This window comes from Hamadaea tsunoensis DSM 44101 (genome assembly GCF_000428945.1).
Taxonomy (GTDB): Bacteria; Actinomycetota; Actinomycetes; order Mycobacteriales; family Micromonosporaceae; genus Hamadaea; species Hamadaea tsunoensis.
Genome location: NZ_AUAX01000009.1, coordinates 160,264 through 176,398, shown reverse-complemented (window position 1 = coordinate 176,398; position 16,135 = coordinate 160,264). Strand labels below are relative to the sequence as shown.

The 16,135-nt window shown below is 71.3% G+C and carries 19 protein-coding genes and 1 tRNA gene; 9 read left to right on the top strand and 11 right to left on the bottom strand.

Features of this window, described 5'->3' with window-relative positions; all coding sequences use genetic code 11:
- Positions 1-7: 7 nt before the first annotated feature.
- The 4 genes from G401_RS46675 to G401_RS57130 form a co-directional block, all read right to left on the bottom strand.
- Positions 8-637, bottom strand: coding sequence for a uridine kinase family protein (locus tag G401_RS46675; protein ID WP_051366822.1), 630 nt, complete (start codon positions 635-637; stop codon positions 8-10).
- Positions 634-2,190, bottom strand: coding sequence for a cobyric acid synthase (locus G401_RS46670; RefSeq protein ID WP_051366821.1), 1,557 nt, complete (start codon positions 2,188-2,190; stop codon positions 634-636). Before G401_RS46670 ends, G401_RS46675 begins: the two co-directional genes overlap by 4 nt.
- Positions 2,187-3,137: a cobalamin biosynthesis protein gene (locus tag G401_RS0118655; RefSeq protein WP_027343705.1), complete on the bottom strand. Its 951-nt coding sequence runs from the start codon at positions 3,135-3,137 to the stop codon at positions 2,187-2,189. Before G401_RS0118655 ends, G401_RS46670 begins: the two co-directional genes overlap by 4 nt.
- Before the next feature lie 148 nt (positions 3,138-3,285).
- Positions 3,286-4,155, bottom strand: coding sequence for a single-stranded DNA-binding protein (locus G401_RS57130; RefSeq protein WP_027343704.1), 870 nt, complete (start codon positions 4,153-4,155; stop codon positions 3,286-3,288).
- Between the two features lie 115 nt (positions 4,156-4,270).
- Between G401_RS57130 and G401_RS0118645 the strand changes: the two genes are divergently transcribed.
- Complete coding sequence (locus G401_RS0118645) at positions 4,271-5,269, top strand: alpha/beta hydrolase (RefSeq protein WP_211240774.1); 999 nt, start codon at positions 4,271-4,273, stop codon at positions 5,267-5,269.
- On the opposite strand, the gene G401_RS52915 is transcribed toward G401_RS0118645, so the two are convergent.
- Positions 5,211-5,717 (bottom strand): hypothetical protein, encoded by a 507-nt coding sequence (locus G401_RS52915; RefSeq protein ID WP_157545860.1) that lies wholly within the window; start codon positions 5,715-5,717, stop codon positions 5,211-5,213. The two genes, G401_RS0118645 and G401_RS52915, sit on opposite strands and share 59 nt — an antisense overlap.
- Before the next feature lie 97 nt (positions 5,718-5,814).
- On the opposite strand from G401_RS52915, the gene G401_RS0118635 reads away from it, so the two are divergent.
- A tRNA-Arg gene (locus G401_RS0118635) sits at positions 5,815-5,887 on the top strand.
- A gap of 89 nt (positions 5,888-5,976) precedes the next feature.
- Here G401_RS0118635 and G401_RS0118630 read toward each other — a convergent pair.
- Positions 5,977-7,395: a carbohydrate-binding protein gene (locus G401_RS0118630; RefSeq protein WP_051366819.1), complete on the bottom strand. Its 1,419-nt coding sequence runs from the start codon at positions 7,393-7,395 to the stop codon at positions 5,977-5,979.
- Positions 7,396-7,490: 95 nt separating this feature from the next.
- Between G401_RS0118630 and G401_RS0118625 the strand changes: the two genes are divergently transcribed.
- From G401_RS0118625 to paaI, 3 genes are all read left to right on the top strand, one after another.
- On the top strand, positions 7,491-7,745 hold the full coding sequence (locus tag G401_RS0118625; RefSeq protein WP_027343700.1) for a hypothetical protein: 255 nt from the start codon (positions 7,491-7,493) through the stop codon (positions 7,743-7,745).
- Between the two features lie 101 nt (positions 7,746-7,846).
- The gene (locus G401_RS46660; RefSeq protein WP_051366859.1) at positions 7,847-8,548 is read left to right on the top strand and encodes a tetratricopeptide repeat protein; all 702 of its coding nucleotides are present in this window, start codon (positions 7,847-7,849) and stop codon (positions 8,546-8,548) included.
- 14 nt (positions 8,549-8,562) lie between these two features.
- Positions 8,563-8,928, top strand: coding sequence for a hydroxyphenylacetyl-CoA thioesterase PaaI (gene paaI / locus G401_RS0118615; RefSeq protein WP_034592232.1), 366 nt, complete (start codon positions 8,563-8,565; stop codon positions 8,926-8,928).
- On the opposite strand, the gene G401_RS0118610 is transcribed toward paaI, so the two are convergent.
- Positions 8,929-9,894, bottom strand: a complete 966-nt coding sequence (locus G401_RS0118610; protein ID WP_027343698.1) for a GlxA family transcriptional regulator — start codon at positions 9,892-9,894, stop codon at positions 8,929-8,931.
- Between the two features lie 70 nt (positions 9,895-9,964).
- Between G401_RS0118610 and G401_RS46655 the strand changes: the two genes are divergently transcribed.
- The gene (locus G401_RS46655) at positions 9,965-11,278 is read left to right on the top strand and encodes an MFS transporter (protein WP_245601766.1); all 1,314 of its coding nucleotides are present in this window, start codon (positions 9,965-9,967) and stop codon (positions 11,276-11,278) included.
- Here G401_RS46655 and G401_RS46650 read toward each other — a convergent pair.
- Positions 11,173-11,922, bottom strand: coding sequence for a MerR family transcriptional regulator (locus G401_RS46650; RefSeq protein WP_084557326.1), 750 nt, complete (start codon positions 11,920-11,922; stop codon positions 11,173-11,175). The two genes, G401_RS46655 and G401_RS46650, sit on opposite strands and share 106 nt — an antisense overlap.
- 75 nt (positions 11,923-11,997) lie before the next feature.
- On the opposite strand from G401_RS46650, the gene G401_RS0118595 reads away from it, so the two are divergent.
- Entirely contained in the window at positions 11,998-12,486 is a 489-nt protein-coding gene (locus tag G401_RS0118595; RefSeq protein ID WP_027343697.1) for a DUF4188 domain-containing protein, read from the top strand.
- Between the two features lie 215 nt (positions 12,487-12,701).
- On the opposite strand, the gene G401_RS0118590 is transcribed toward G401_RS0118595, so the two are convergent.
- Complete coding sequence (locus G401_RS0118590; RefSeq protein ID WP_027343696.1) at positions 12,702-13,415, bottom strand: DUF1775 domain-containing protein; 714 nt, start codon at positions 13,413-13,415, stop codon at positions 12,702-12,704.
- A 64-nt stretch (positions 13,416-13,479) separates the two neighbouring features.
- Positions 13,480-14,265, bottom strand: coding sequence for a serine/threonine-protein kinase (locus G401_RS46645; RefSeq protein WP_051366816.1), 786 nt, complete (start codon positions 14,263-14,265; stop codon positions 13,480-13,482).
- Positions 14,266-14,394: 129 nt separating this feature from the next.
- Between G401_RS46645 and G401_RS0118580 the strand changes: the two genes are divergently transcribed.
- Both G401_RS0118580 and G401_RS0118575 read left to right on the top strand, forming a co-directional pair.
- A complete protein-coding gene (locus G401_RS0118580; RefSeq protein ID WP_034592144.1) occupies positions 14,395-14,847 on the top strand; it encodes a MarR family winged helix-turn-helix transcriptional regulator in 453 nt (150 codons plus the stop codon).
- Between the two features lie 23 nt (positions 14,848-14,870).
- Positions 14,871-15,860 (top strand): NADP-dependent oxidoreductase, encoded by a 990-nt coding sequence (locus G401_RS0118575; RefSeq protein WP_034592140.1) that lies wholly within the window; start codon positions 14,871-14,873, stop codon positions 15,858-15,860.
- 27 nt (positions 15,861-15,887) lie between these two features.
- On the opposite strand, the gene G401_RS58345 is transcribed toward G401_RS0118575, so the two are convergent.
- Complete coding sequence (locus tag G401_RS58345; protein ID WP_157545858.1) at positions 15,888-16,091, bottom strand: DUF397 domain-containing protein; 204 nt, start codon at positions 16,089-16,091, stop codon at positions 15,888-15,890.
- Between the last annotated feature and the right edge of the window lie 44 nt (positions 16,092-16,135).

Genomic DNA, 16,135 nt, shown 5'->3' with positions numbered 1-16,135 from the left:
CTCGATCCTATGGGGTCGGCCTTCGCCGTTCATGCGGCAACCTGGCATCGATCATGACGTCTACCTCCGGGAACGTCCCGTCGGCGGTGAAGAAGGGTCCCTCGGCCGCCTTCCACGCGCGCAGGAAGGGCAGCGCGTCGGCGGGGTCCCGCGCGATCAGGCGCTCCCAGGCCAGCTCGGCCGGGATCTGCAAGAAGACGGTGAGGTCGGCGACCGCCCGCATGGCCGCCCGGGACACCGAGACGCCCTCGACGATGACCACGTCGGCGGCCGCCACCGTGGTCGGCTCGTCGACGAACCGGCCGGCGATCCAGTCGTAGCGGAAGTAGTGCCCGGCGTGGCCGGCCCGCAGCGGCGTCAGCACCTGCACCACGAGTCGGTCCCAGAAGGTGAACTGGTCGTCCCAGCCGTCGAGCAGGTCGTCGGTGTGTACGACGTCGACGGTGTGCCCGCGGTCGCGGACGGCGGCCGCGAGATCGGCGGCGAAGCGCGTCTTGCCCGCGCCGCTCTGGCCGTCCACGGCGACGATCCGCGTAAGCCCAGCCCGGGGCGGTTTCGCGAGGACGTCCTCCGCGAGGCGGCCAGGCGTCTCCGGACCCAGGCGGAGGACATATCTGAACCAGCCCGGACCGGTCATGCCCGGCCCTCGCCCGCGCCACTGTGAACGGTGGTCTGTGTGGCGCCCGGTGGCAGGGCGGGCATCCCCGCCGGTGCTCCCTGCGCGATGAGCCGCCACAACGCGTCCGTGTCGAGATGCTCGGCCACCATGTCCCCCAGCCGGTCCACGGTCGCCTGCCGGGCCGCGGCGAACGACACGTCCGCGGCCGCCACGAATCCCGGCCGGCCCGCCAGCCAGGCCGCCAGGCGCAGGAACTCCCGGCGGAACGCGTCGGACTCGAAGGCGCCGTGCCAGTGCGTACCGAAGACGGATCCGTCGGTGGTGCCGTCCTCGCCCACGAAGGGACTCAGCCCCTCCCCGATCCGCACGACCCGGCCGTGGTGGATCTCGTAGCCCGCCACCGGTACGCCCAACGCCTCGCCGTGCGGCCGGCCGAGCACCTTGCGCTCCTCGAAGGTGACGTCGACGTCGAGCAGGCCGAGCCCGCCGACCTCGCCCGCCCGGCTCTCGACGGTGTCGCGGATCGTCCTCGCGAGCATCTGGTAGCCGCCGCAGATGCCGAGCACCGGTTTGCCGGCCGCGGCGTGCTCGCGTACGGCTGCGTCGATTCCGTTGGTCCGCAGCCATTCCAGATCGGCCACTGTGGACTTGGAACCGGGCAGCACGACGAGGTCGGCCTCGGCGATCTCGGCCGGCTCGATCGTGAACCGGACGCTCACCCCCGGTTCGAGCGCCAGCGCCTCGGCGTCGGTGGCGTTGGAGATGCGCGGAAGGCGTACGACCGCGACGCGCAGCCACTGGTCGCCGACGGGTGCGGCGGGCCGGCCCAGCACCCGGCCGTACGCGAGCGAGTCCTCCGCGTCCAGCCACAGATCGAGGTCGAACGGGAGCGTACCGAGGACCGGGCGGCCGGTGAGACTCTCCAGAGTGGACAGACCCGGCCGGAGCAGATCGAGCGCGCCGCGGAACTTGTTCACCACGAAGCCGGACACGAGCGCCTGATCCGCCGCGTCGAGCAGGGCGAGCGTGCCGTAGAACGAGGCGAAGACGCCGCCGCGGTCGATGTCGCCGACGACGATCACCGGCAGCCCGGCCTCCCGGGCGAGACCCATGTTCACGAAGTCCGTGTCGCGCAGGTTGATCTCGGCCGGGCTGCCCGCGCCTTCGCAGACGACCACGTCGTACTCGGCCCGCAGGCTCGCCAGCGTCTCGAACGCCGTACGCGCGAGCCGCGGCCTCAGCTCCCGGAAGTTGGCCGCGGTGATGTGGTCGACGGCCTCGCCGAGCAGGACGACCTGGCTCGACAGGTCACTGCCCGGCTTGAGGAGCACGGGATTGAAGCGCACATCCGGTTCCAGGCCGCAGGCGGCCGCCTGCAACGCCTGCGCCCGGCCGATCTCGCCGCCGGTGCCGTCCGCGCCGATCGCGATGGCCGAGTTGTTGGACATGTTCTGCGCCTTGAACGGGGCCACGCGGACGCCCTGCCGGGCCAGCCAGCGGCAGATCCCCGCGGTCACCACGCTCTTGCCCGCGTCGGACGTGGTCCCGGCGACGAGCAGCCCGCCGCTCATCGACCGCTCCGCCGGCCGCCGAACAGCAGGCGTCCCGCGACCGCGACACCGAGTGCCGCCACGCCGACCGCCGCGCTGAGCCGGGCGGCCCGCCGGGCGTCGCCGGCCGCGGGCTTCCCGCCGTCGCCGAGATGCGGCCGGGTCTCCGTCCGTCCGAAGTAGACGTTCTCGCCACCGAGGCGTACGCCCAGGGCGCCGGCGAAGGCCGCCTCGCATTGACCAGAGTTCGGCGAGGGATGCCGCGACCCGTCCCGCAGCCAGACGTCGGCCGTCCGGCGTACGCCGCCCCCGACCACCGGCGCCCGCAGCGCGGTGAGGACGGCGGTCAGCCGCGACGGGATCAGGTTCGCGGCGTCGTCGAGTCGCGCGGACGCGGTGCCGAAACGCGCGTACCGCTGGGATCTGTGACCGACCATGGCGTCGAGCGTGTTGACGGCGCGGTAGCCGACGAGGCCGGGCAGGCCCGCGACCGCGCCCCAGAACAGCGGCGCGACCTCGGCGTCGGAGGTGTTCTCGGCGACCGACTCGACGGTGGCCCGGGCGAGTCCGGCGGCGTCGAGCGCGGCGGGATCGCGGCCGACGAGGTGCGTGATGCGCTCGCGGGCGGCGGCGAGGTCATGGCCCTCCAGGGCGTCGGCCATGTGCTCGGCCTCGCGGCGCAGTGATCGCCCGCCGAGCACGGCCCACGTCGTGGCGGTGACGAGCACGAACCGGGCCACCGGCCGGTGGCGGGTCGCGCGCGCCGCCGCGACCGCGGCCAGCACCGGTACGCCGACCGCCACCCCGGTGAAGATCGCCCCGTCGGCCTGGCTGGGCGCGTAGAGCAGCCGCTCCAGCGCGGTCGCGGCCCGCCCGTACCCGGCGACGGGATGGTAGCGGCGCGGGTCGCCGACGAGGGCGTCCAAGGCGTACCCGGCGGCCATTCCGGCGGCGTCGACCGTTCGCACGACGGCTCTCCTCTCGTTCGGCGATCAGGCGTTCCCAGCGATCGGCCGTTCCTCGTGATCAGCCTACGGGCGGCAGCTCCGAGCCCCGGCGGGCGCCACCCGTAGGCGATCCGGGCCGGCGAGGGAGCACTCCGGCCCGGCGCGTCCGCTAGACCCGCGCAGGCGTACGCCTGCGTCGCGTACCGGGTCCCGCGAACGCGTCGGTGAGGTGGCCGGCGTGCAGGAGGTCGCCGTCCGCCTCACCTCCGCCGTCCCCAGGGGTGTCGGTGTCCCCGGGGACGTCGTCGCTGTCGTCGTCCGTGTCGTCGTCCGTGTCGTCGTCACCGTCGCCGGACACGTCGCCGTCGTCCGTGTCGTCGGCGGTGTCGCCGGTCATGCCGCCGGTCATGCCGCCGATCGCGCCGGCGCCGGTGGCCGCGTTCAGGCCGGCCAGGCTGTCCGGCGTACCGAAGCCGCCGTCCCGCAGGATCGCGGCCGGGTCGAACTCGGCCAGGTCGTCGCCGAGCGCGTAGCCGCCGAATCCGGGCTCGTCGAGCGCGTTCAGCGGATCGTCCGGCGCGAGGCCGATCCGCTGTTCCGGCGCGGCTTCCGTGTCCTGGCCGCCCAGGCGCAGCGGCTCGGTGGGGTCTTCCTCGACGGCGCTGGCGGAGACGGGCCGGTTGCGGGCGAAGCGGGCGCGGCCCCGGGCGAGGTTGTGCCCGACGGCGAGCGCCTCCATCTCGTAGAGGGTCCGCTTGACCCCGGCGGCGTCCACCCAGTCGCGGGTGAACATCTGCCCGTAGACGATGACCGGATCGCCGACCATGACGCTGGCAGCCACCCCGCCCGCGAGCCCCCGCCAGCAGGTGACCCGGATCCGCAGCCCGTGCCCGTCGTTCCACTGCCCGGTGTTCCGGTCGAGCCGGCGCGTCGAGGCGGCCACCTTGAAGCTCGCCACGAGCTGCCCCGACCCTGTCGTACGCCGCCAATCCGGTGCGGTGAGCGCGTTCCCGCAGAGCGTTACGTAGGTTTCATTCATGCCGATGAGCCTGGCGTACCGGGGCGGCTGACGAACAAGTGACGATCATCGAAATTGTGGACGACGGACGCGTGTGGAGAACTTCATCGCTTCAGCCGGCGGTACCGTTGACGACGTGGAGACCGACATCCTGGGCGCACCCTACGAGCAGCACACGATCGAGCTGCCCGACGACGACGAGGGCCAGGTCGTCGCGACCCTCGTGCGCCACCGCGCCCCGGGGCCGACCGGCCGCGCGGTCCTCTACGTGCACGGGTTCAACGACTACTTCTTCCAGACCCACCTGGCCGAGTTCTACGCCGGCCTCGGCTACGACTTCTACGCCTTGGACCTGCGTAAATACGGTCGCTCGCTCCGCGGGCACCAGACCCCCAACTACGCGCACAGCATGGCCGACTACTTCCCCGAACTCGACGAGGCCGTCCGGATCGTGCGCGAGGAGGACGGTCACGACGTCGTCCTGCTCAACGGCCACTCCACCGGCGGCCTCATCGCCTCGCTGTACGCCCACGCCCGGCGTACGGCCGGCCTGATCGACGGGCTCTTCCTCAACAGCCCGTTCCTCGACTTCAACATCCCCTGGCTGCTGCGCCGCCCGCTCGCGCCGGCCATCGCCGGCCTGGCGAACACCGGCGTCTACCGCGCGCTGCCCGGCAAGACGGTCAGCGTCTACGGCCAGAGCCTGCACGTCGACCATCACGGCGAATGGGCGTACAGCCTCGACTGGAAGCCGGTCTCCAGCTTCCCGGTCCGCCTCGGCTGGCTGCGCGCCATCCGCAACGCACACACACGCGTACGCGCAGGACTGCGTACCGGCGTACCCATCCTCGTCGCCACATCCGACGCGACCTACCGGGGCGCCACCTTCACGGACGCGGCCCACGACGCCGACGCCGTCCTCGACGTGGACCACATCGCGCGCTGGGCCCCTAATCTCGGCACGCACGTGACCCTCGTCCGCATCCCGGGCGGCAAGCACGACCTGACCCTGTCCCGGGAGCCCGCCCGCGCCCGGCTCTTCGATGAGCTGGGCCGCTGGATGGGCGCCTACCTTCCTACTGGCCGGGATGGAACAGTTCCCACCCCTGCCGCCACACCAGCAGATCACGGCTGAGCAGGTTCGTCCCGCCCGCGAAGAACAGCCGGTCGACCGCCCGGTGTACGCGTTCCAGCCCCGGCGGCGACGCCGACCCGGTCACCATGACCACGTCCCGGGCCGGCACACCGACCACGAGTTCCCCGGGAACGTGGCCCGCCAGCCTCTCCCAGAACTCGCCGATCAGCAGCATGCACGATTCCCAGCCGCCGAACGAGAGCATCAACGCCGGCGGCTGCCCGACGACCTGAGCGTCCGCCGCGAACTTCGCCAGGCACTCGAAGGCCCGCCGGTGCAGCTCCATCGGGTGCGCCTGCACGGCGTACAGCTGCTCCCATGTCACCAGTGCCTCGAAGGCCGGCCCCGGCAGAAAGCCGATCGACAGGTCTCCCAGGAACTGCTCCAGGACGACGTCGTCCGCAACGGCCTCCCGGGCGACCAGCACCGGGAGATATGTGGTACTCATCACGTCCACGCGGGCTAACCTAGCCTGGCCGTTCGCCCCAATCAACCGTCCAGCGGAAGGGCACCAATATCCTTTTCGGTACGCTGATTGCGTACACGCGCCCGTAGCTCAGCGGATAGAGCAGCTGCCTTCTAAGCAGTTGGCCGCAGGTTCGAATCCTGCCGGGCGCACTCCCCGCCGCCGGACGCGGACACGAAACGGCGGGCCCTCCTGGAGAAGGCCCGCCGCGTACTCAAGAGACGATCACTTCACGGGATGATCAGCGTCCCTGGAGCGACTTCACGTTGTCGCCGAACGTCCAGCTCTTCGACCCGTCCCAGTTGATCGACCAGGTCATGAGTCCCTTGAGCTGACCGCTGAACGAGTTCCACGACTGCGACACCAGCGACGGCGCCATGTAGCCGCCGCCCGCTCCCGACTGCGCCGGCAGGCCGGGGACCTGCTTGTCGTAGGGGACGCGGATGGTCGTGCCCTGGATGACCAGACCGTTGTTGAGGCACGTGGTCTGAGCCACGAAACCCTGCACCGTGCCGGCCGAGTACGAGTCGCCGGAGCAGCCGTACATGCTGCCGTTGTAGTACTGCATGTTGAGCCACCACAGCCGGCCGTTGTCCGCGTACTTCTTGACGATCGGCAGGTACGCGCCCCAGATCGAGCCGTAGGTGACGCTGCCGCCGGTCACGTAGGCGGTCTCCGGCGCCATCGTGAGCCCGAAGTTCGACGGCATCGCGGCGAGTACGCCGTCGATGATCCGGATCAGGTTGGACTGCGACGCCGACAGGGTGCCGATGCTGCCGCTGCCGGTCAGGCCGGTCTCGATGTCGATGTCGATGCCGTCGAAGTTGTACGTCTTCAGGATCGGCACGATCGTGGCGACGAACTTGTCGGCGACCGTGCTGGAGGACAGGTCGATGCCGGCCGCGGCACCGCCGATCGACATCAGGATGGTGGCGCCGGCCGCCTTCGCCGCGCACATCTCGGCGGGGGTGGCGACCTTGACTCCGGCGTCCATGCCGTCCTCCCAGAGGACGGTGCCGTCCGAGCGGATCACGGGGAACGCCGCGTTGATGACGTTGTACCCGTGGGCCGCGATCTGGGTGTTGGTGATCGGGGTCCAGCCGAACGGCGGGTGTACGCCGTTGGACGAGCCGTCCCAGTTCTCCCAGTAGCCCTGGAGGACCTTGCCGGCCGGGCGGGACTTGACCGCGCACGTCGTTCCACCGGGGGAAGTGGAGACCGACGGCGACGGGGAGGCCGACGGTGACGCGGAGGGGGACGTCGACCGCGAGGGGGACGCGGACGGCGAGGCGGAGCGCGACGGCGAGGGGGACGCCGAGCGGGAAGCCGAGGGCGAGGGCGACGTGGTGCCGTCGCAGGCGCCGAGATCCTTCCAGAGGGACGGCGTGGCGGCGGGGTTCCAGCCGGCGCCGACGTAGGCGGTGTGCGCGACGAGCGCCTCGTACGCACGACCGTTGTAGGTGACCCTGTCACCCACCTTGTAGCTGGTGCCTTCCGCCCATGCGGGGTAGGAGCAGGCGACCTGGACGGAGGCGCCGGCGGCCTGCCCGTTGGGCACCGAGACGAGCGCCGCCGCCGCGAACGTGGTGGCGACGCTCGCCACCACGGCGACGATCCAGCGCGCCGACGATCGGCGCGCCCGAGGGGGTGTGTTCGACATCTCGTAATTATTAAGAAAGCTAACTGTAAATGTCCATGGGTGCGAGGGTGTCAATGTGCGTGATCAAGGCGCGTGCCCTGCGGTAGGAAGAACACATGAAGCCCAGCGCCGACCCGCACCAAGACCTCAACCACGCCCGCCAGGCCGCCCGCGAATGCCACCGGGTCGCCGAGCAACTCGTCGAGTACGCCGATCGCCTGTCCAACGTGATCGGCCCCGCCGAGATCGCCGAGTACGCCAACCTGCTCACCCGGGACGCCGCCGCGCTCAGTGCCCGGGTCGAGGCGTTCGACCGGCTCGGTCTCGGCATCGCCAGCATCGAAGGCACCGACATGGCCGACGGCGACTGAGAGCGGACGACGACTGAGGGCGGGCGGCGGCGTCCACACGCCACGGTCACGCCGCCGCAATAGGAATGCTGCGCAACGCGTACGCCGGGTAGTTTCGGATGGTGACCCGAGACCTGAGACTGGACCGAGCGCAGGAACTGTACGAGGACGCCGTTTTCAAGGGCGAGGCCGCGGCGGTGGCCGAGGCGGCCCGGGACCTGGACGCGCTGGAGGCGGACCTCGCGCTGGCCCGCGGCCGCATCCTGCACGCGGACTTCCTGTTCACCCGCACCGAGGACCCGGGCGAGCTGCCCGCGCTGGAGCGCGCGGCCGAGCTGTACGAGCGGCTCGGCGACGAGCGCGGCCTGGCCGAGGCGGAGTTCTGGATCGGCTGCTTCCACCAGGTGCTGCACCAGGACGGGGTGACCGCGCTGCCGCATCTCGAACGCTCCGCGGAGCTCGCGCGCAAGGTCGACGACCGCCTCACGCTTTCCTATGCCGTACGCCATCTCGGCTTCGCCGCCCAGTACGAGGCGAAGGATCCCGAGACGGCGCAACGGTTCCTGACCGAGTCCGTGGATCTGCGGCGCGAGCTGGAGTTCTGGCCGGGGGTCGCGGCCGGCCTGCTCGCGCTCGGCGACCTGCTGCACGAGCAGGGCCGCGCCGGCGAGGCGGCGGACCTGCTGGACGAGGCGACCCGGATCGCCACCGAATGCGGCGCGGCCGGGACGCTGCGCTGGATCCAGGAGACCCGCGCCGAGCACGCCGCATCCGCTGTGAAGACCGAGCCAGCCGCATCCTCTACAAAGGACGAACAGGCGTGAGCGATCCCGCCGAGATGATGGCCGCCGACCGCGCTTCCCAGGCATTGGGGATCGCGGTCCGGCGGCTGTCGCCGGGGGCCGCGGAACTGTCGATGACCGTGACCGCGTCGATGGTCAACGGGCACGACATCGCGCACGGCGGCTACATCTTCCTGCTCGCCGACACGGCCTTCGCCTGCGCCTGCAACTACCCGGGGCCGGCGACCGTGGCCGCGTCCGCCGACATCACGTTCGTGAGTCCGGCCCGCCTCGGCGACGAGCTGATCGCGATCGCGGCGGAACGCGTACGCTATGGGCGGTCGGGGATCTACGACATCACCGTCCGATGTGGAGACAGAGTCGTCGCCGAATTCCGCGGGACGAGCCGGACACTGCGTTAGTCACAACCCCCGGAAAGTCCGCCGGTACGCGCTCGGCGCCACCCCGACCGTCGCGTGCAGCCGCTGGCGCAGCGAGACGGTGGTGCCGAAGCCGGCCTCCCGGGCGACCGCGTCGACCGACAGATCGGTGCTCTCCAGCAACTTGCGCGCGTGCTCGACCCGTTGGCGCGTCAGCCATTCCGCCGGGCTGACCCCGGTCTCCTCCCGGAACCGCCGGGTGAACGTGCGTACGCTCATCCGGGCGTGGCGGGCCATCGAGCGCAGGTCCAGCGGTTCGGCCAGCCGCCGCAGCGCCCATTCCCGGGTCGGCGCCGTACTCGTGTCGCCGGGCGAGGGGACGGGCCGCTCGATGAACTGCGCCTGCCCGCCCTCCCGCCACGGCGGCACGACGCACTTGCGGGCCGCCCGGTTGGCCACGTCGCTGCCGAAGTCGGCGCGGACGGCGTGCAGGCACAGGTCAATCCCGGCGCCGACACCCGCCGAGGACAGGATGTCGCCGTCGTCCACGAACAACACGTCGTGGTCGAGCTTCACGTCCGGGAACAGCTGCCGGAACTGCGCGGCCCAGGCCCAGTGGGTCGCCGCCGGCCGCCCGTCCAGCAGGCCCGCCGCGGCCAGCACGAACGCGCCCGTGCAGATCGACATCAGCCGCGTGCCGGGCCGCCGCCGGTTCAGCGCGGCCGTCACCTCCGGCTCGTTGCGCCCCTCCATCAGCGCGCTCCCCCGGTGCACTCCCGGCACGATCACGGTGTCCGCGCCGTCGATCGCCTCCGGCCCGTGGTCCGCCACGATCGAGAATCCCACGGATGTACGCACGGGGGCGCCGTCCGGCGTACAGACGGCGATGTCGTAGAGGTGCTGCTCGTCGGCGTCCCGCGCCACCCGGAAGATCTGCGTCGCGACGCCCAGGTCGAAGGGCACCACACCGTCGAGGGCCAGAATCGCGACCTTGTGTCGAACGTTCATGGCCTGATTCTTTCACATAGTGGCTCTCGGGCCACTCGTGATCCGCCGCTCATATCGGGACGATGATCTCGTGACGACGACAGCAGACGCGCGTACCGACGCGTCCATCACGCCGGGCCCCCGGCCGCCCCGCATCCACCGCGCCTGGTTCGTGGCCGCCGTCGCCTTCGTGGCGATCATCGGAGCGGCCGGATTCCGGGCCACTCCCGGCGTACTGATCACGCCCCTGCAGGAGGAGTTCGGCTGGAGCCGCGGCCTGATCTCGGGCGCGGTCTCGGTGAACCTCCTGCTCTTCGGCCTGACCGCGCCGTTCGCGGCGGCCCTGATGGAACGGTTCGGCATCCGCCGCGTGGTCGCCCTCGCGCTCCTGCTGGTCAGCGTCGGCAGCGGCCTGACCGTCTTCATGGACGCCGGCTGGCAGCTGATCCTCTGCTGGGGCGTGCTCGTCGGCGTCGGCACGGGCTCGATGGCGCTGGCCTTCGTCGCGACGATCACCGGCCGCTGGTTCGTACGCCACCGCGGCGTGGTCACCGGCGTCCTCACCGCGGCGGGCGCGACCGGTCAGCTGATCTTCCTGCCGCTGCTGGCCCAGCTGTCGGCCGCGCACGGATGGCGAACGGCCGCGCTGGCCGTGGCCGGAACGGCTCTCGTGGTCGTGCCGCTCGTCGTGCTGCTCCTGCGCGACCACCCCAGCGACGTCGGTCTGACCGCGCTGGGTGCCGAGTCGACCGAGGTGACGCCCCCGACGCCGCCGACCGTGAACGCCGCCACGCGGGCGATCGGCGCGCTGCGGACGGCCTCGAAGACGGGCACGTTCTGGGCCCTGGTCGTCGGCTTCGCGATCTGCGGCGCGAGCACCAACGGCCTCATCGGTACGCATTTCATCCCGGCCGCGCACGACCACGGCATGCCGGAGACGACCGCAGCCGGCCTGCTGGCCCTGATCGGCATCTTCGACATCGTCGGGACGATCTGCTCGGGCTGGCTGACCGACCGGATGGACCCGCGGCTGCTGCTGGCCGGGTACTACGCCCTGCGCGGGTTCTCGCTCCTGCTGCTGTCGCACCTGCTCGACGCGACCACCCATCCGAGCATGCTCTTCTTCATCGTGTTCTACGGCCTGGACTGGGTGGCGACGGTGCCTCCGACGATCGCCCTGGCCCGCAAGTACTTCGGGGCGGACGGCCCGATCGTGTTCGGCTGGGTCTTCGCCTCCCACCAGATCGGCGCGGCCGTGGCGGCGGTCGGTGCCGGCGTGATCCGGGATGCCCTGGGCAGCTACTCCCTCGCCTGGTACGTCGCCGGCGGCCTGTGCTTCGTGGCGGCCGGGGTCTCGGCCGCGGTCGGCACCCGCTCCGCCACGCCGGCGCCGACCCCGGCCTGATCCGCCGGCGGCCGGCCGGACGGATCGAACCGGCTGGACGCGTCCTCCTGGGCCATCCGGTGCAGCGCGACGAACATCGCCTCGCCGAGCAGCGTGCCGGTGACGACCGACTCCACCATGGACGGCCGGTCCGGCTGGGCCATCACCACGGCCACCTCCGGGCCGGCCAGCTGCTCGGCCGAGGCGACGTAGTGGTCCATCAGGCCGAGGATGTCCTCGTGCCCCAGCGCCCGGAGGGCGGCCATCGCGTCGGCGAGCTGGTCGAGCCAGACGCTCTCCTCGTGAACGTTCCACCCTTTCGCGCGTACGAGCGCGAGGGCGTCGACCCGGGCGGACCGCCACTGCGCGGTGGAGCGGTCGGTACGCGTGGGCCGGGCGAGATTGAAGTGCGCGAGCCCGCGGACGTCGTGGCCGGCCTGGTCCGGGTCGTCCGCGGCGCGCAGGATCTCGCGGACGGCGGTGATCGGCAGGCCGCCGACGTCGACGAGGGCGCGGATCACGCGGAGGCGGCGCAGGTGCTCCTCGCCATAGGCGGCCTGATTGCGGCCGGTGGCCTCGCCCGCCGGGAGCAGGCCTTCCCGCAGGTAGAACTTGACCGTCGGCAGCGGTACGCCGCTGCGCTCCACCAACTCGCCAACCTTCATCCGGCATCCCTCTTGCGCGTCGGACTCTTCAGATGGATAGTGACACTATCCGCTATCCGAGATCTGGAGACCATCATGGCACACGTCGTCCCCGGCCGCATGACCGCGAACATCGACGGCGACTTCGTCGTCTTCATGATCGGCATGCGCTTCAACAAGAAGTGGAAGATCCACAAGTGGCTGCCGATGATGTCGGCGATGCCGCGCATGATGAAGGAGCTGTACGCCGACCCGAACTCCGGACTGCTGGGCCACACGCTGGCGATGACCGGCAGCGGCACGCTGACCGTGCAGTACTGGCGGACGGTGGAGCAGTTGGAGAAGTTCGCGCGGGACCCGCGGTTCACGCACCGGCCGGCCTGGAAGGCGTACAACAAGGCCGTCGGTGGCAGCGGGGACGTGGGCGTGTGGCACGAGACCTATCTCGTCTCGGCCGGCCACTACGAGACCCTGTACGCGAACATGCCCCGATTCGGCCTGGCCCAGGCGGGCGAACACCTTCCCGTGGCCCGCAAGGGAGAAACCGCCGCAACCCGCCGCGGCGCCCCCACCCCGACCCACTGACGGCGCGCCCTGCCCCACACCCCGTCGTGCGCGCGCCCTTGCGCGTCCGGGAAACCTTGCGGCGATCTTGCGCGGCCGGGAGCCTTGCGACGATCTTGCGCGAATGTTCGGGCATTCCGGGCAGATGCGACAGAATTCGAGACATTCGCGCAAGATCGTCGAGACGATCGGGCCACGGCGGCAGGTGTGCCGGGTGGGTGGTGCCGAGGTTGGGGTCAGCGCTGGCGGGCGGCGGCGCGGCGGCGGCCCAGCACCGTTCCGAGCGCGACCGCGACCACCGCGAAAGCGCCGATGATCACCCAGGTGGCGACGCTGGTGCCCGCGGGCGAGTTCGCCTCGGCCGCGGCCTTGTCGGCCGTCGTCGAGGGCGACGGGACGGTGGCCGACTCGGTCGACGGGCTCGCCGCGGCGGACGGGCTGATCAGCACGGCCGGCTCAGGCGACGCGCCGGGGGCGGCGGCCGCGAGCTTCAGCAGCGGCGCCGGGTGGTCCGGGCTCGGGTCGCCCGCCGTCGGCAGCTCGATCCACCGGTCCACCGCATTGTTGTCATAGGTGACGAGCGTCTTGAAGGCCACGCTCGCCGCCGCGGGCAGCTGCCGGATCTTGATCGCGTACGCGGCGTCCTTGTGCACGGCCAGCGCCTTGCCGGACACGGTGTAGCCGTCGGCGGTGGCGGCGAAGGTCCAGCCGGCCGGGCCGGAGACGTAGGTGACGTCGGCCGGCGCGATGCCGGTGGGCAGCACGACCCGGACCGACTTGATGCCGGCGGAGCCGTTCTCGGCCTCGGCGGAGAAGCTCACCTGCGCGTTCTTGGCCAGCGCCTGCGCGGGCTTGCCTTCGACCTCGACGTGCGCGAAAGCCGATCCGGCCAGCGCGACCCCACCGATGACGACACCGGCCACCCCGGCCGCGATCCTGCGTGCGAGCACCGCTCTCCCCCTCACTCCGGCCACCGTGGCCGCGTACGCCTTCGTAGTCGGCCAGCCCGCAAGGTTAGTTCCCGCCGACCTGAATCGGCGTGAGCAGACGCCAGAGGGTGATGGATGCCTCCCGCGCGGACGGGCGGTTGGGCGGACTCTTGTCCATGCAGGCGCGGACGAGATCGGAGAGGGCGGTCGGCAGGCCCGGAACGGCGAGGACCGGGACCGGGGCGAGGCTCGCGGGGATCAGCCCGCGACGCGGCCGGCCGATGCTGCGCGTCTGGTACGGCGAGCCGCCCGTCAGCATGCGGTACAGCAGCACGCCCAGCGCGTACACGTCGTCGGCCCGGCTCACACCGTCGTCCGTCGACCGGGCCAGCCCGTAGTCGATGATCTTCACGGCGGCGGGGGTCAGCATGACGTTGTCCGGGTTGAGGTCGCGATGGGTGATTCCGCGCCGATGCGCCACGGTGAGGACGTCGGCGATGCTGGCCGCGATGCGGGTCGCCTCATCCCAGCTCAGCAGGATGCGGCGCTCCATCCGAGCCGACAGCGACTCGCCCTGGAGCAGCTCCAGCACCATGAACCCGATCGTCGAGCCGTTGGGCAGGGCGACGTCGCCGTAGTCGTAGACCCTCGGCACGTTCGGGTGCCGGAGGCGGGTGGTGATCATCGCCTCCCGGCGTACCAGCTCGGGGACGGCGTTGCGCTGATGCGCGCGCCCGGACAGGCATTTCACTGCCCGTGTCACGCCCTGCACGGTGTCGACCGCCCGGTACACGTGCGACACGCCCCCCATGGCGAGCGGACCGGTCAGCACGTAGCGCCCACTCAGGGCCGTACCGACGGGAAGCCACACGGAGGAGAGTGTTCCGGACACATCGACGCCAGACAACCGGCCTGGCGAAGGAGTTTCGCGACTGTGGCCCGCGCCGCAGGTCACGGGTTTGCATTGTGCACAACCAAAGTAAATCTTAATGTGGTGGTCATGAGTGGTGAACGCGGCGCCGAGGAACTGGCCCTGCGCAACCAGGTCTGTTTCGCCCTGTACTCGGCGAGCCGGGCGGTGACGGCCGTCTACCGCCCGATCCTCGACCGGATGGGCCTGACCTACCCGCAGTACCTGGTCTTGCTGGTTCTCTGGCAGGCGGATCCGGACGGCGTGACCGTCAAGGCGCTCGGCGAGGCCCTGATGCTCGACTCCGGGACGCTCTCGCCGCTGCTGAAGCGGATGGTCGCCGCCGGCCAGGTCGTCAAGGAGCGCAGCCCGGACGACGAGCGCAGTGTCGTGGTGTCCCTGACGCCGGCCGGACGACGGCTGCGCGCCGCCGCGCTCGGCGTACCGGGGCAGCTGGCGGACGCGACCGGACTCGATCCGGCCGACCTGCGGCGGCTCCGGCAGACCCTGCAGGACCTGGCCCGAACCCTCGCCGACGCGTAATGCCCGTCCCCGAAAGGAAACCCATGCTCTCCCGCGAGATCCACCTGGCCGCGCGCCCGAACGGCTGGCCGACACCGGCCGACTTCCGCCTCGTCGAGACGGACGTCCCCGAGCCCGGCCCCGGCGAGGTACGCGTCCGCAACCTCTACATGTCGGTGGATCCGTACATGCGCGGGCGTATGAACGACGTGAAGTCCTACGTGCCGCCCTTCGAGCTCGACCGGCCGATGGACGGCGGCGCCGTGGGCGAGGTGGTCGACTCGGCCGCGCCGGGACTGTCCCCCGGCGATTTCGTGCTGCACGGTTTCGGCTTCCGGGACCTTGTCACCGCCCCGGCCGACCGGTTCCGGAAGGTCGACCCGGCCCTCGGCCTGACGCATTACCTGGGCGCGCTGGGCATGCCGGGCCTCACCGCGTACGCGGGCCTGCTGGAGGTCGGCGAGTTCCGGCCGGGCGACGCCGTCTTCGTGTCCGGAGCGGCGGGTGCGGTCGGCAGCCTCGTCGGCCAGTTCGCCCGGCTGAAGGGCGCGTCCCGGGTCATCGGATCCGCCGGTACGCCGGCCAAGGTCCGCCATCTCACCGAACGCCTCGGTTTCGACGAGGCGTTCGACTACAAGGCCGCACCGGTCGCGGAATCCCTGAAGAAGGCCGCCCCGGACGGGATCGACGTCTACTTCGACAACGTCGGCGGGGACCATCTGGAGGCCGCCATCAGCCGGCTGCGCCTTCGTGGACGGGTCGTGCTGTGCGGGGCGATCTCGGCGTACAACGAGGACCAGCCGGGACCGCGCAACCTCGCGCTCGCCATCGGCAAGCGGCTGACACTGCGCGGAATGATCGTGAACGACCACTCCGCGCTCATGCCTGACTTCCTCGCCGAGGCCGGATCGTGGCTGGCCGACGGGCGGCTCATCGCCGAGGAGACCGTCGTGGAGGGCCTGCAGAATGCCCCTGCGGCCCTCATCGATCTGATGCGTGGTGCGAACACCGGCAAGATGCTGGTCGCCCTCTGACGGCCCGGCCGCCGCGGGGCTCGACCGTCACATCTCGTCGAAGTCCCCGGCGGCCACCCCGGCCCGGAAGACCGCCCACTCGTCGGCCGTGAGGCTCACGACCTTTTCCGGCTCCAGGGAGCTGCGAATCTGAGTCGTCACCCCGTCACGCCGTACCTCCGCGCACGAACTCGACTCACATTCGCGCGCCCGCCGCCACTCCCCCCGTTTCGGCAGTTCCTGTCTGGACATCGACACCACCTTTGCCTGTTTCGTCGATGTCCCGAGTGTTACAC

Coding starts and splice junctions, on each gene's coding strand:
- G401_RS46675 (WP_051366822.1), bottom strand. CDS start 637: ATGACCGGTCCGGGCTGGTTCAGATATGTCCTCCGCCTGGGTCCGGAG.
- G401_RS46670 (WP_051366821.1), bottom strand. CDS start 2,190: ATGAGCGGCGGGCTGCTCGTCGCCGGGACCACGTCCGACGCGGGCAAG.
- G401_RS57130 (WP_027343704.1), bottom strand. CDS start 4,155: ATGAATGAAACCTACGTAACGCTCTGCGGGAACGCGCTCACCGCACCG.
- G401_RS52915 (WP_157545860.1), bottom strand. CDS start 5,717: ATGAGTACCACATATCTCCCGGTGCTGGTCGCCCGGGAGGCCGTTGCG.
- G401_RS0118630 (WP_051366819.1), bottom strand. CDS start 7,395: ATGTCGAACACACCCCCTCGGGCGCGCCGATCGTCGGCGCGCTGGATC.
- G401_RS0118625 (WP_027343700.1), top strand. CDS start 7,491: ATGAAGCCCAGCGCCGACCCGCACCAAGACCTCAACCACGCCCGCCAG.
- paaI (WP_034592232.1), top strand. CDS start 8,563: ATGATGGCCGCCGACCGCGCTTCCCAGGCATTGGGGATCGCGGTCCGG.
- G401_RS0118610 (WP_027343698.1), bottom strand. CDS start 9,894: ATGAACGTTCGACACAAGGTCGCGATTCTGGCCCTCGACGGTGTGGTG.
- G401_RS46650 (WP_084557326.1), bottom strand. CDS start 11,922: ATGAAGGTTGGCGAGTTGGTGGAGCGCAGCGGCGTACCGCTGCCGACG.
- G401_RS0118595 (WP_027343697.1), top strand. CDS start 11,998: ATGGCACACGTCGTCCCCGGCCGCATGACCGCGAACATCGACGGCGAC.
- G401_RS0118580 (WP_034592144.1), top strand. CDS start 14,395: ATGAGTGGTGAACGCGGCGCCGAGGAACTGGCCCTGCGCAACCAGGTC.
- G401_RS0118575 (WP_034592140.1), top strand. CDS start 14,871: ATGCTCTCCCGCGAGATCCACCTGGCCGCGCGCCCGAACGGCTGGCCG.
- G401_RS58345 (WP_157545858.1), bottom strand. CDS start 16,091: ATGTCCAGACAGGAACTGCCGAAACGGGGGGAGTGGCGGCGGGCGCGC.